We start from the raw sequence: 14,558 nt of genomic DNA, 5'->3' as shown, positions 1-14,558 counted from the left end.
TCCACTATTTCTATCATATTTTTCATAGGAGAATATCATGACAAATCCAACTTTCGGTGAAAAACTTACAACTGTTGATTACAAAGCACGCTATGGTGTTTATGCCATTATTCCAAATGCTGATAAAAACCAGATTATCCTAGTTCAAGCACCTAATGGTTCTTGGTTTCTTCCTGGTGGAGAAATCGAAGCTGGTGAAGACCATTTTTCAGCTTTAAAACGTGAACTCATTGAAGAATTGGGCTTTTCGGCTGAGCTAGGTTATTACTATGGACAGGCAGATGAGTATTTTTACTCTCGCCACCGTGATACCTATTTTTATAATCCCGCTTATATCTACGAAGTGACACATTTTGAAGAAATTGATAATCCTTTGGAAGACTTCAACAACCTCTCTTGGTTTTCAATTGATGAAGCTATCGACAAATTAAAACGTGGTAGCCACAAGTGGGGGGTTGAATCTTGGAAAAAAAATCATCACTAATATCTCTTATTCTACTTTTTCACTCAAAATAGTGTTATAATAGGGGTAGAAAATCACACAGGAGGAGATATATGAGGTTAATCAACACAACAAGTAGTCATTCTGAGCTGGTTCGTAATCAGTTGCGAAATACGGATACAAAGCTCGTCGAGACCTATTCTGCAGGAAATACTGATGTTATTTTCACACAAGCGCCAAAACACTACGAGCTATTGATCTCAAACAAATATCGCGCTATTAAAGATAGTGAAATTGAAGCAATTCGTGAATTTTTCCTCAAACGTAAAATCGATAAATCAATCGTTCAACTAGACCAATTAAAAACCTTGCACACAGCAAATCTAATTGAAATTTCATTCCCAACAGCTCACTAATCAGGTCTCCACAACCTGATTTTTTATTTGCTTTAGTATACAAAAAGTCCCATATGACTTCAAATTTAAAGCGATGAAACAATAAATAGAAAGAATCATATCTTGATAACAGACGACAAGCAATCATTCGTAATTACTTTTTTAAATACTCAAAAGAGGCTCGGGAAAGGGTGAAAGTCGCTACGATGGACATGTCTGGTAACTACAGTCCTTTACTTAAACACCTTCACTCTCCAATTTTACTCTCGGTCTAAAAGTTTTCATATTGTTCAGCACATGAACAGAGCGCTAAAACAGACACGTATCCAAATAATGAAACAATTTGAGAAGAAATCTCTTGAATACCGTGTCCTAAAATATTACTGGAAGCTCATTCAAAAGGATAGTCGAAAATTATCGCCTCATACTTTTTACTCAAAGACTTTCAGAGAAACGTTAACGCTTAAAGGATGTTTAGAAAAGATTTTTAAACATGTGCCGCAACTTAAACACTACTACAACCTTTATCAATTACTCCTTTTTCACTTACAAGAAAAGAATACCGAACAATTCTTTGGATTAATTTAGGAAGCTTTACCTCAACTCAATCACTCTTTAAAAACAGCACTAACAACTTTTATTCACTATAAGGAATACATTACCAACACCAAACTTAAAGCAACCAACAAACTCATCAAAAATATTAAATACAACGCTTTTGGTTATAGGAACTTTGACAACTTAAAAAAAGCGCATTTACCTCGCTTTGAACAGCAAAAAAAGCGAGAACAACACTTGTTCTCGCTAGAGCTTAACTTTGTCACCCACTACAGTTGACAAAGAGCCGTTTTTGTATTTGTTAAGCAGTGTTATGTTATTTTGCTTTAACTTCAAATCCTTCTGCTACTACTTCTGGGAAGTTTGCTTCAACGATTTCATCACAGTGGTCACAAATGGTAACACCGTATGAACGTTCTTTAACTGTTGGGTCAACACGACGGCAACGGTCACAAACTTGTCCTTCAGCATGAGCAACTGTGAACGCAACATCATCAAAAGCTACTGCGTCAGCAGGTGCTGATTCATCAGTAACAGTTAATTGAGATACAATCAACAATTGAGCAACGTTACTATCAAGTGCTGTAAGAAGAGTCTTCACTTCTTCGCTAGCATAAATTGTCAAATGAGCTTCCAATGATTTACCAATGATTTTAGCATTACGAGCTTCTTCCAAAGCTTTTTGAGCTTGGTTACGAAGTGTCATGAAGGCATCCCATTCTTCAAGAATATTCTCTTGCCCTGCAAAGACTTCAGCATCTGGTAATTCAGACAATTGAACAAATTCTTCTGGTTCGAATTCAAGGTATGACCAAATTTCTTCAGCTGTGTGAGGAAGAATTGGTGTCAATAATTTAGTGATTTTAACCAAAATATCGTAGAAGACTGTTTGCATTTGACGGCGAGCAAGGCTATCTGCTGCTTCAATGTAAACAACGTCTTTAGCAAAATCAAGATAGAATGCTGATAAATCAACTGTGATGAAGTTCACGACAGCTTTGTAAATCGCCATGAAGTCATAGGCTTCGTAAGCTTTGCGGATTGTTGCTACCAATTGGTTGAATTTAACAGTCATGTATTTATCAACTGCACGCAAGTTTTCGTAAGCAACTGCATCTGTATTTGGATTGAAATCTGCTGTATTGGCAATCAAGAAACGAAGTGTGTTACGGATTTTACGGTAAGTTTCTGATGTTTGTTTCAAAATATCCATTGATATACGAACATCGTTGCTAGAATCAACACTAGTTACCCAAAGACGTAAAATTTCAGCACCGAATTGTTTTTCAACATCACTTGGAAGGATTGTATTTCCGAGTGATTTAGACATTTTTTCACCTTTACCATCAAGGACGAAACCTTGAGAAAGCACAGCTTTATAAGGAGCATGTCCGTTAACAGCAACTGAAGTGATTAATGATGAGTTGAACCAACCACGGTATTGGTCAGAACCTTCAAGATAAAGGTCAGCTGGATATTCTAAACCTTCGCGAGCATTCATAACACCATTCCATGAAGAACCTGAGTCAAACCATACATCCATGATATCAGTTTCTTTAGTGAATTCACCATTTGGTGAACCTGGATGAGTGAATCCTTCTGGAAGAAGGTCTTTAGCTTCACGTTGCCACCAAACGATTGAACCATATTCAACAAATAAATCAGCAACATGGTCAGTTACTTCTTTCGTCATGATAGCTGTACCATCTTCAGCGTAGAAGATTGGAAGTGGCACACCCCATGCACGTTGGCGTGAGATAACCCAGTCACCACGGTCACGAATCATGTTGTAAAGACGTGTACGACCCCATTCTGGATAGAATGTTGTGCGATCAATTTCATCAAGAATATCTTGACGGAATTTAGAAACTGATGCAAACCATTGTGGTACAGCACGCCAGATAATTGGTTTCTTAGTGCGCCAGTCAAATGGATATGAGTGAGTGATGACTTCACTAGCAAGCAAAAGGTCACCAAGTTTTTCAGTAACAGTTGGAACAACTTTATCATAGAATTGACCTTGGAAATCTGGACCAGCATTTTCCATCATGATACCACGTTCGTCAACAGTAACAGCAACTTCAAGATTGTATTTAACACCAACATTGTAGTCATCTTCACCAAAACCAGGGGCAGTATGGACAACACCTGTACCTGAATCAAGTGTAACGTGGTCACCTAAGATAACAAGTTCATCTACTTCTGTATCCCATGGATGTTCTGTAACGATGTATTCGAGTTCAGTACCTTTATGTTTAGCGAGGACTTCAAATGATTCCCAACCAAATTTTTCAGCTAAGCTATCCAAAAGTCCTTCTGCAACAACGAATTTACGGTCATCATTAGCTGGTTTCACAACAACGTAATCCATATCAGGACCAACAGTCAAACCACGTGAAGCTGTTACTGTAAATGGTGTTGTTGTCCAAACAACAATATAAGTATCAGTATCAAGCACACCTTTACCATCTTTAACTTTATTAGCATAGTAAAGTGATGTTGAATCAATATCATGATATTCAATTTCTGCTTCAGCAAGTGCTGATTCAGATGACCATGACCAGTAAACAGGTTTTGCACCACGGTAGATGTAACCTTTATCAGCCATTGCACCAAAGACACGAATTTGAGCAGCTTCATATTCAGGAATTAATGTGATGTATGGATTTTCCCAATCAGCAGATACCCCAAGACGTTTGAAATCTTCACGTTGTTTATCAACTTGGCTAAGTGCGTATTCACGACACATTTCAAGGTATTCAGTCAAAGGAATTTCTTTACGTTTCACACCTTTTTTAGCCAACACTTGTTCAATTGGAAGTCCGTGTGTGTCCCAACCAGGAATATAAGGGGCACGGAAACCAGACATTGATTTTGAACGTACAATAATGTCTTTCGAAATTTTATTCATAGCATGACCAACGTGAATGTTTCCGTTAGCGTACGGAGGTCCATCGTGGAGATTGAAAGAAGGTTTGCCTTCATTTAATTGTTGACGTTTAGCATAGACATCTGCTTCTTCCCATTCTTTTTGCCAATTTGGCTCTTTGTTTGGGAGTCCAGCACGCATTGGGAACGCAGTTTTCCCAAGATTAAGCGTATCTTTTAGTTTCATGACTACTCCTTATAAATAATAATATTTAACTATCATTGACATTGCCAATAACAGAAAATGACCTAACATATAAATGGTTAAACAAAAAAGCCTTCGTCTCAAAAAGGACGAAAGCTCGTGGTACCACCTTAGTTTAGAAATTTAGTCTTTAAAATCTAAATTTCCCTCTTTAACTCGTAAGGTGAGTTTGCCCTTTTACCCTACTTGATTCAGGTAAAAATGTTAGAAAAGGATAATTGATACCCAAGTGATTGCAGGTCTCACACCATCGCCTGCTCGCTGTAAATATTGACTATCAACCGTGTTTTTCTTATTCTTCGATATTTAATTTAAATGTTTGTGTTTCGTTAAGATTGATTTCAGAATCTGCTTCGCTGTCATCTACAATAGCAATTTTTTGTGTTTCTTCAAGGTGTTTGTTTCCTGCTTCAACACGGCGTTGCAATTCTTTCATTTCTTCTGGTGTAAATTGACGTGTTGCATCCATTGACAATTCATCATCAGTTTCTGGAACTTCTTCTTCCAAAACTTTTTCAACAACTTCACGGAAAGCAGCATCTGAGTTTTGAAGGTAAACAGCTGTTGGCTGCAACAATTCTGTCCATTCTGGTGAATTTGTTAAACCAAGCTGTCCTTCGATAGCCGCTACCAAACGTTGATGGAAAACACGTGTTTGACGTTTCAAATCTTCTGTTTCTACAGCAACACGTTTAGCTTCGTCAGTTGCATCACGTAAAATTTGATTAGCTTTTGATTTAGCCTCATCAATAAGATGTTGTGCATCATAGTTAGCTTTGCTAACAAGGTTAGCAGCTTCATCGTTAGCAGATGTTTTAACTTTTTCAGCTGTTTCTTGTGCAAGGATAACAGATTGACTCAATGATTCTTTCATTTCATCGAAGTAAGCTAATTTATCTTCTAAATCTTTGATTCTGTTTTCTTGTTCATGATTACGACGAACCAAGTCTTCATAATCATCTACAACAATATCAAGAAATTCATTAACTTCTTCTTCGTCGTAACCACGAAATTTTAATTTAAATGTTTTATCTTTAATATCAAGTGCTGTAAGTGCCATTGATTTCTCCTTATTTATGTATCATCTTATCTACGGTCAATTTACATTTTCCATTTTTAGTGAGACCATTTTCACTTAAAATAGAAAAGCGACCAAATCCTCTAACACTAATCAAATCTCCAACTTGAAGCATTTCTGAGGCTCTATCAACTATTTGATAGTTAAGTTTTACTTTATCAGTTTCTATCAACTGCACTGCTTGACTTCTTGAAAGCTTCAAAACTGTTGCAAGAACTTTATCCATGCGCATACTAGAAACTATGATGTCCAGTTGTCGACTATCTTTCTCACCTGCAATTAACTGTTCCAGAGGAATTTCTTTTAGTGAAACGCTAGCCTTAGCAATTTTAGTCACATCAGCTCTAAAGTAATCAGCCATATTTTGCGTTACCAAAAGCTGCGCATAACCGGATTCAACTAAAATATCTCCGATAACTGTTCGTTTAATCCCAAGCTTATGAAGTAAAGTTCCCATAATCTGAGAATGTGTCAGCTGATTAAATTTTGAATTGTAATTCACCTCAAGCAAAGTTAATTCAAAATCCTCAGGATTAAACTCATAATAGTCAGGTGCCACAATAAGTCGAGCGTATTCAGCTGGATAATAATCACTCGAAACAAAATAGTGCAATCCTCGATTGCCAATAACGCTTCTTGCGATATCAACTTGGCGAGGATTTAGAAAATCTGTTAAAGCATATGCATAAGTTACTTCGACACGACGAGCAAGGTCATCAATCTTTTCAATAAAATCATACTCACCTGGTCGAAAATGCTGATATAAATCCTTTTGCATCGCCATATTACGCAAAAATCATGATAAGAATACGACTTAAAACGTTTAGCGCAATTACTACGGCCAAAATTGTAAAGTCTAATCCCATGAATTGAAGATTAAAACGACGAAAAGGTCTAATAACTGGTTCAACCAGTTGCCCCATGGCTCTTCCAAACCAAGTATTGTAAGCTCCTGGGAACCATGAAAGCAAAGCATACGCAAATAACAGATAAGAGTAAAACTGAATTAGTCTTAATAGTACAATTAATACAAAAATCATATATTAGCGTCTCTTCATGTCAAAGTCAAAACCGATGTCTTGCCCGTTATTTGGAACAGCAAGTTCTTCAACATTAACAATAACGTTAGAAGGTGTCAATAAGTACATTGAACTACCAACTTTTTGAAGACTTCCATAAAGAACTTTACTTGCACCATCAATAAAGTCAAGGCAACGGCGTGCTTGTGCATCAAGCATGTACTGGAAATCAATTAATACACATTCGTTAACAATCAAAAGGTCAACAATTTCTTGAGCATCCTCATATTTACGAGGAAATTTCAAAGCAATTGTCGTTGTCGCTTGATTAGCACGTACTTGCATTTGTTCTTCACGACGTTGATTTATTGAACGAACAGGTTGATTTTCTTCAACTGCTCGTCTTTGTTGAGGCTGTTGTGGACGTTGACGAGCTGCTCCACCACCTTGAATTTGCTGAGTTCTAACATTTTGAACTGGTTCAGCACGTCTTTGGGCTTGTTGTGGTACTGCTTCTGCTTGCTGTTGAACATGTGGGCGCTGAGCCTCTTCTTCAACAGTTTCTTCAACATCACTTACCTCATCAGTGTCGAAATAAGAAATTAGTTTGTCAAATTTATCTTTAAATGCCATCTTTTGTTCTCCCGTTATTTAAAGAATGATGTTCCAATTCTGACAAAAGTCGCTCCATTGCGAATCGCAATTTTGTAATCACCACTCATCCCCACACTTAATTCCGTAAAAGGCATATGAGGTAATTGGCGAGCTTGTAACTCTTGTCTAAGTTGGTTTGCTTTTCCAAAAATTTCTTCAATCTCACTTTCAGAAGCTTCTTTCGGAGCCATTGTCATCAAGCCCACGATTTCCACTTTATCAAATTCAGAGATTGCGGTTAAAGCTTCGTCAATTTCCGAAACTTTAAAACCGTGTTTGCTCTCTTCCTCTGAAATATTAACCTGTAAGAAACATTTGATAGTATGCTCTGCTCGTTTCTGAATCTCTGAAGCAAGTTTGACAGAATCCAAAGCATGGAAATAATCAACAAAGTTAATCACATTTTTAACTTTTCGACGTTGCAAACTTCCAATTAAATGCCAAGTCAACTTTCTATCTTTTAAGGCTTCATATTTATCAAGAAACATATCGACTCTATTTTCACCAATATGTTCAATACCTGTGTCAATAAGACGAGCAGCAACACCACTATCAACATACTTCGTCACGGCAATAATATTGACACTTTCTTTAGAACGATTGGCTTGTTGCGTAGCCTGCGCAACTTGTTCAAAAACAAGGTCTTTATTTTTTTTAAAATCTGTCATTAACGATTTTTAAAGAATGGTGGTGTTTCTAGTTCATCATCCGCATCATCATTGGCTGTAAATGTTGACATTGTCAATTTACTATCTAATTCACCTTCTGTTGGACGTGCAATGTTATCACGGCGAAGATCCCAGTTACCAAATGAATTTTCTTTTTGTTGAGATTGATTAGCCGCTGGCTGTTGCGAAGTTGGCATAGCATGGCTTTCACCCATATCATAGTCAAAACTTGAACGACGTTCAAATGTTGTTTGATTTGGTTGTTGTGTACGCTCTGAAGCGTATTGAGCACCTGCTGCTTGTTGTGCATTAGCTTGAGTAAATGAACGAGTTGGTTGTTGGAATCCTGCTGCTTGCTCAGCACGGTCTTGACGAACACCTGTTGCAACAACTGTTACGCGGATTTCATCTTTCATCGTATCATCAATAGATGTACCAAGCCAGATATTAACACCTTTACCTGCTGCTTGACTAATGATTTCAGAAGCTTCTTCTGCTTCTGTAAGAGTCATATCAAGACCACCAGTAACGTTAACGATTACATCTTGCGCACCATCAATTGTAGTTTCAAGAAGTGGTGAAAAGATTGCTTTACGAGCAGCTTCTGTAATACGTTCTTCACCGGAACCAATACCAATCCCCATAAGGGCGTTACCTTTGTTCGCCATAACTGTTTTAACATCGGCAAAGTCAAGGTTGATAAGACCAGGGCTTGTAATCAAATCAGTGATACCTTGGACACCTTGACGAAGGACATTATCAGCTTCGCTAAGTGCTTCAAGAAGAGGTGTTTTCTTATCAACGATTTCAAGAAGGTTATTATTTGAAATGATAAGCAATGTATCTACTTGTTCACGAAGTTCTGCAATTCCTTCTGCTGCAAAGTTACCACGCTTGTTTCCTTCGAAACCAAATGGACGTGTTACAACAGCAACAGTAAGAGCGCCTAGGCTTTTAGCAATACGTGCGATAACTGGTGCAGCACCTGTACCAGAACCACCGCCCATACCAGCAGTGATAAAGACCATATCAGCCCCTGTAAGAGCTTCTGTCAAAACCTCTTCACTTTCTTCCGCAGCCTTACGACCTACTTCAGGCTGTCCTCCAGCACCAAGTCCACGAGTCAATTTAGGGCCTAACTGAATAACAGTTTCAGCTTTTGAAGAGCTCAATGCTTGGATATCAGTGTTTGCTGCGATAAATTCAACACCAGCAACACCCTCATCAATCATACGGTTAATAGCGTTACCTCCGCCACCACCGACACCAATAACTTTAATAACTGCACCTTGTACTGATGCTGTGTCAAATGAAAATGCCATTTTTATTCCTCACTTATTGTTTAGTCAAACATACTTCCAAAAATACCACGAACACGCTCACCAAGTTTTGGTCTTGATTCTTCTTGTTTTTGAACTGGTGGAACCTGAGTAGGTTGCGATACTAGGTTATCATTTGCCGGCACAACTAAATCATTATTATAGACCACTCGAGGTCGTACTTGCGGCTGTGGTTCAAAATCGACTGGTTTGCGTCGAAGAAGTTCTTCACCAGAAACTGCTCGTTGCGCGATCACATCCACTTCACTCATTGTCCCAACATATTCAACAAGACTGATGACGTTAGCAAACATTGGATTACGGATACCAACTTGATTTGGGACATGTAGTTTAACGGTTGTTCCAAAAATTTCTTGAGCAACTTCAACCACACCTGGCATGATTGCGCCACCACCAACAAGAACAATACCACCTGGTAAGTCAAGCAAACGTCCACGTTCTAAATCTTGTTTAACACGATCTAGAATGTGGCGTACACGCGCAGAAATAATTTCTGACAAGTAACGCTCGCTAACTGAGATAGGTGTATCACTACCAACAACATCAACTTGGACCGTTTCTGATAAACTTGCTTCCTCTAGGTTAGCTTGTCCAAAGTTAAACTTAAGGGCTTCAGCAATCTGTATAGATGTTTTCAAAACTTTTGAAATATCTTTGGTTATATATTCACCACCCTCTGGGTAAATGTTAGTGTATTGCAATTCTTGTGCACGCATAGAAGCAACGGTTGTTTGACCGCCACCTAAATCAATCACAGTAGCACCGAATTCGCGTTCACCTTCGTTAAGAACTGATTTTGCCATAGCAAGCGGTGTGATGATTATATTTTCAACACTAATACCTGCACGTTCAACTGTTTTACGAAGATTATGTAAGATAGTACTTGGTCCTGTATAAATCAAACCACGCATTTCTAAGCGAATCCCCATCATACCACGTGGATCACGAATTCCTTGGAAACCATCAACGATAAATTCTTCAGGAATCAATGAGATTACTTCACGCTCTGGAGTAATACTTTTTGTTAATGCTGATTTAACAACACTATCAACATCTTCATCTTTAATTTCTTTTGATTCACTAGGTACTGGAATCATCCCTTGGGTGGGTTCGATCTGAAGCAAATTAGCTGGAAGACCTACATTAATCTTATCAATTGTCATTCCCGCTTTTTCTTCTGCTTGCTCAACCGCTTTTTTAATCGCTTCCGCAGCAGCCTCAATATCTATAATAATCCCATCTTTTACTCCCGTACTGGGAACATTACTCACACCAATCACGTTCATTTCACCAGAAACAAATTCTGCTACTAGAACCTTAATCGAGCTTGTTCCTATATCCAAACCTGTAAAAAAGCCATTTCTAGCCATTCACTCGACCTCACTATCTTTCCAATCATTTACTATTCTAAAATCTGTATAAAATCAGAATTATTCAGAAAATATTATATCATAAAAAAACGTAAAATGTTATCATTTTACGTTTTTTGTTATAGAAACTTAATTTTATTGTTGACCAACCTGCATACCAGACGTTATATTATTCGGATTTTCCTCTGTAGTAGAATTATTATCGCTGGCACCATCTACTGCAAATGTTTCTGTTGATACTTCTGTATCACTTGATTCTGTCTGAGTTTCCTCACTAGATTCTGTTGTTGATTCGGTATCACTAGAATCTGTATTTTCACCACTTGATTCTGAGCTAGAACTTTCTTTTTCAGCGGCAGCTTCGGACTCAATAGTTTCTGTCGTTGTATAAATACCGACTTCCATATCAACAATGCTGGTTTCTGTCAGATTTCCCTTAATTTTCGTGTAGTAAGGTAATTTCTCAACAATTTCTGACAATGGTACACGAACGGTATTGCCATCATGCATTTCCAAAAGAAGTAAATCAGCTGTCGTCGAAGAATTCGCAGAGCTAACAATTTGAATTTGACTAACTAAATCTTTATCCAGTTTTGAAAAAGCTTTTATCAATTTTTGAATATCACTTTCAGAAGAAAGATTGATAGTCAGGAAAGTATCAGGCAATTCAGACGCTCCAACAACATCAAGGCGAGTTCCGTTTTCAAGAATTGGTTGGTAGCCATCATCCGTCTGAGCATAAGCCACAATATCATATTCTTTCACTTTTATCGTGAATTTATTCGGAAAATGATAAATGATTTTAGCTTCTTTGATCATTTTATCGTTTTTCAAAATGCTTTTTTCATACGCTGAATGGTTAAAAATCAGCGAGAAGAAATAATCTGAGCTTTTTATGCCTGACGCAGTCAAAACAGCATCAGACGTTGTTGTTGATGTTCCCGAAACTGTGACTGTTTTTTGCTTGCTAAGAGGCGTTACCAAAAAGAGCGATATTAGCAAAACTGCACCAGCAACAATAAGAACAGGATAAGCACGACGTCTTGCTTTTTGAAGAGGCGTCAGTTCCGTTTGCTCTTTTTTCTTTTTTTCTTTTCTGGCTTTTTTAGCTTGTTTTGCTTTTTGTTTTTTCTCTTTTTTTAAAACGAGTTCTTGTTCGTCAGCATCACCGTTGGTTGTTGCTTTGTCAGCTTTCTTTTCAGACTGGGAGTCTTTTTCTTCCTCATCGTCAGCTTCTTTTTTAGCATGCGGCGTGCGTTCTAAACGTAATTTTTCTTGACGTTTCTTTTTCTCAGCTTCTTCAGCTTCTTTTTTCTTAAGAAATTCAATATTGCGTTTTTGCCATTCTGTCAGCGCAAGCTTTTCGTCATTTTGAGTTTTAGATTCTTTTTTATCTTGCTCTTTCTCTTTTGTCATTTACATTCCTTTTGCGGTTTTAGAGATGTCCTGCGTGATGAGATGATAAAATTCATCCTGTGATTTGATTTCGTTTGAAGTCGCCATTGCTGTTTGATAACTATCTTCATGAGCAAAAAGTTGAGCTAATTCTTCTTCAAGATTAGTAAAGGTTAATTTTTCTTCAGCAAGCTGACGAGCATAGCCTTTTTTCTCAAAATAAGCTGCATTTTCTAATTGGTCACCACGACTGGCTTCTTTTCCAAGAGGAACAATCAAGTGCAATTTGTGCATTGCAACCAATTCAAAGATAGTATTTGAACCACCTCGTGTCACAACCACATCAGCCATATCCATCAAAGGTTGATAAAGGTCTGTGACGTAGTCAACACGATAGAGGTTTTGACTTAAACCATTCAAACGTTTATCCCCTGAAATGTTGATAACATTGAAATGCTCGATTAATTCAGGAGTATTAGTAATGAAATCATTAAAAACACGTGCCCCAGCAGAACCACCAATAAACAAAAGTGTTTTCAAATTAGGGTCAAAATGATTTTTTATCTCTTCAATTTTACTGTCATCATAGTCAACTTTACTGCCGACTTTTGTAATCGCTCCAACATGTTTTGCTTTTGCTAAGCCTTCAGCTTGTTCAAAAGTTGTGTACATTGTTGTCGCAAATTTATAGGCGATTTTATTTGCCAAGCCCATAGACAAATCAGATTCATGAACAAATACAGGAACGCCTAACGTCTTAGTAGCAATGACTGGTGGAACTGACACAAATCCTCCTTTTGAAAAGAGGGCTTGTGGTCGAACTTTAGCAATGATTGCCAACGATTGTAGAATTCCAAATGATACTTTGAAAACATCAAGCATGTTTTGCCACGAGAAATAACGTCTTAATTTTCCTGTTGCAATGGAATGGAAAGTCACATCAAGACCTGATTTGGTGATTTGTTCATGCTCAATGCCATTTTTGTCACCAATGTAATGAACTTCCCAACCGTCTTTGATAAATTTTGGGATAAGAATAAGGTTCAACGTTACATGCCCAACGGTTCCACCGCCAGTAAAGACTATTTTCTTAGCCATGTTTATTCTCCTTTAATTGCTTCAAAGGTTGCAATAAATTCGTCACCACGAACTTCAAAGCTCTTATACATATCCCAACTAGCATTAGCAGGGCTTAAGAGAACAACATCACCAGCTTCAGCTTTGTCATAAGCAATACGAGCAGCGTCTGCAACGTCTTTGGCATCAACATATGGAACATTTGCTTTGTCAGCTGCACGTTTGACACGCGGAGCTGATTCACCAAGGATAACTATTAATTTAACCCCAGTAATATCTGGAACAAGTTCGTCAAATTCATTTCCACGGTCAAGACCACCAGCGATTAAAATCACTTTTGAATTATCAAAGCCTGAAAGGGCTTTTTGAGTTGCTAAAATATTAGTTGATTTTGAATCGTTGTAGAATTTAACACCATTAATCTCACCAAGTGCTTGAAGACGATGTTTTACGCCACCAAAATGAGTCAAGGTTTCTTTGATAGCATCATTTGCGATTCCTGATAATTTTGCTACGGCAATAGTTGCCAAAGCATTTTCTACATTATGGCTACCTGGCACACCGATTTCTGAAGCTTTCATGATAGCTTCACCTTTGAAATACAACGTATCACCGTCTAAGTAAGCACCGTCAACTTTTTTAGTTGTAGAAAATGGAACGACTTGGGCAGCTGTTTTTTGTGCTAATTCTTTTGCCAAATCTTGATTGAAATTAAGCACGACGAAATCATCAGCAGTCATATTCTTTTGAATGTTCCATTTTGCTGCAACATACTCTTCAAAAGTTCCATGATAGTCAATGTGAGTTGGCATAAGGTTAGTAATAATAGCGATATGTGGGTGGAAAGTATCTGTTCCCATTAATTGGAAAGAAGACAATTCCATAACCAAAATGTCTTTATCTGTTGCTGTTTGCGCAACTTCTGAAGCAGGAAAACCGATATTTCCTGAAAGAAGCCCAGATTTACCACCGTTATTAAGTGTTTCAGCAATCATGGTTGTTGTCGTTGTTTTACCATTTGAACCAGTAATCCCAATGATTGGGGCAGCTGAAATCATGTAAGCTAGCTCAACTTCTGTGATAACTGGAATATTTTTTTCGATAGCACGTGCTACCATTGGATTATCGTATCGAATACCTGGGTTTTTAACCATTAATTCAAAATTTTCATCCAAAAGTTCCAACGGGTGGCTACCACAGATAACTTTGATTCCTTCTTCAAGCAGTGACTGTGCAGCAGGATTTTCATCAAATGTTTTACCATCATTGACAGTAACGATAGCGCCCAATTTTTCAAGAAGTCGTGCTGCGGCTTCACCAGATTTTGCCAAACCAAGTACCAAAACTTTTTTATTTTCAAATGTTTTAATTGTTTTCATCATACATCCATTCTAACATTGCAAGTATAATAATATTCTACATTTATTTA

The 14,558-nt window shown here is 37.6% G+C and carries 13 protein-coding genes and 1 pseudogene; 3 read left to right on the top strand and 11 right to left on the bottom strand.

The genetic code is table 11. The features are described 5' to 3' along the window. Positions 1-37: 37 nt before the first annotated feature. From CCC20_RS08660 to CCC20_RS08650, 3 genes and pseudogenes are all read left to right on the top strand, one after another. Positions 38-484, top strand: a complete 447-nt coding sequence (locus CCC20_RS08660) for an NUDIX hydrolase (RefSeq protein WP_058692782.1) — start codon at positions 38-40, stop codon at positions 482-484. A 71-nt stretch (positions 485-555) separates the two neighbouring features. Continuing rightward, complete coding sequence (locus tag CCC20_RS08655; RefSeq protein ID WP_003063719.1) at positions 556-858, top strand: DUF1827 family protein; 303 nt, start codon at positions 556-558, stop codon at positions 856-858. Between the two features lie 101 nt (positions 859-959). After that, positions 960-1,652: pseudogene (locus CCC20_RS08650) on the top strand (transposase); the annotation flags it as partial. 59 nt (positions 1,653-1,711) lie between these two features. Here the strand turns inward: CCC20_RS08650 and ileS are convergent. The 11 genes from ileS to murD all read right to left on the bottom strand — a co-directional run bounded on the left by ileS (position 1,712) and on the right by murD (position 14,508). Then, positions 1,712-4,510, bottom strand: a complete 2,799-nt coding sequence (ileS, locus tag CCC20_RS08645; protein WP_058692780.1) for an isoleucine--tRNA ligase — start codon at positions 4,508-4,510, stop codon at positions 1,712-1,714. Between the two features lie 310 nt (positions 4,511-4,820). After that, complete coding sequence (locus tag CCC20_RS08640) at positions 4,821-5,588, bottom strand: DivIVA domain-containing protein (RefSeq protein ID WP_003063713.1); 768 nt, start codon at positions 5,586-5,588, stop codon at positions 4,821-4,823. A gap of 10 nt (positions 5,589-5,598) precedes the next feature. Then, positions 5,599-6,390, bottom strand: coding sequence for a YlmH family RNA-binding protein (locus CCC20_RS08635; RefSeq protein ID WP_058692779.1), 792 nt, complete (start codon positions 6,388-6,390; stop codon positions 5,599-5,601). Between the two features lies 1 nt (position 6,391). Continuing rightward, positions 6,392-6,646, bottom strand: coding sequence for a YggT family protein (locus CCC20_RS08630; protein ID WP_003063710.1), 255 nt, complete (start codon positions 6,644-6,646; stop codon positions 6,392-6,394). 3 nt (positions 6,647-6,649) lie between these two features. Further along, complete coding sequence (locus CCC20_RS08625) at positions 6,650-7,258, bottom strand: cell division protein SepF (RefSeq protein ID WP_003063709.1); 609 nt, start codon at positions 7,256-7,258, stop codon at positions 6,650-6,652. 14 nt (positions 7,259-7,272) lie between these two features. Next, positions 7,273-7,947, bottom strand: a complete 675-nt coding sequence (locus CCC20_RS08620) for a YggS family pyridoxal phosphate-dependent enzyme (RefSeq protein WP_287179998.1) — start codon at positions 7,945-7,947, stop codon at positions 7,273-7,275. Beyond that, a complete protein-coding gene (ftsZ, locus tag CCC20_RS08615) occupies positions 7,947-9,269 on the bottom strand; it encodes a cell division protein FtsZ (RefSeq protein ID WP_003063705.1) in 1,323 nt (440 codons plus the stop codon). Before ftsZ ends, CCC20_RS08620 begins: the two co-directional genes overlap by 1 nt. Before the next feature lie 20 nt (positions 9,270-9,289). Further along, on the bottom strand, positions 9,290-10,657 hold the full coding sequence (gene ftsA / locus CCC20_RS08610) for a cell division protein FtsA (protein WP_003063703.1): 1,368 nt from the start codon (positions 10,655-10,657) through the stop codon (positions 9,290-9,292). A gap of 135 nt (positions 10,658-10,792) precedes the next feature. After that, positions 10,793-12,073, bottom strand: a complete 1,281-nt coding sequence (locus CCC20_RS08605) for a cell division protein FtsQ/DivIB (protein WP_013851572.1) — start codon at positions 12,071-12,073, stop codon at positions 10,793-10,795. Next, on the bottom strand, positions 12,074-13,150 hold the full coding sequence (locus tag CCC20_RS08600; protein WP_048791229.1) for a UDP-N-acetylglucosamine--N-acetylmuramyl-(pentapeptide) pyrophosphoryl-undecaprenol N-acetylglucosamine transferase: 1,077 nt from the start codon (positions 13,148-13,150) through the stop codon (positions 12,074-12,076). A 2-nt stretch (positions 13,151-13,152) separates the two neighbouring features. Next, entirely contained in the window at positions 13,153-14,508 is a 1,356-nt protein-coding gene (gene murD, locus CCC20_RS08595; protein WP_013851570.1) for a UDP-N-acetylmuramoyl-L-alanine--D-glutamate ligase, read from the bottom strand. Positions 14,509-14,558 lie beyond the last annotated feature (50 nt).

The sequence above is a fragment of the Streptococcus sp. LMAG:39 genome (genome assembly GCF_008680485.1).
In the GTDB taxonomy this organism is placed as follows: domain Bacteria; phylum Bacillota; class Bacilli; order Lactobacillales; family Streptococcaceae; genus Streptococcus; species Streptococcus pasteurianus.
Note: the sequence above shows the minus strand (reverse complement) of the source record. Positions and strands in the feature narration are given on the sequence as shown.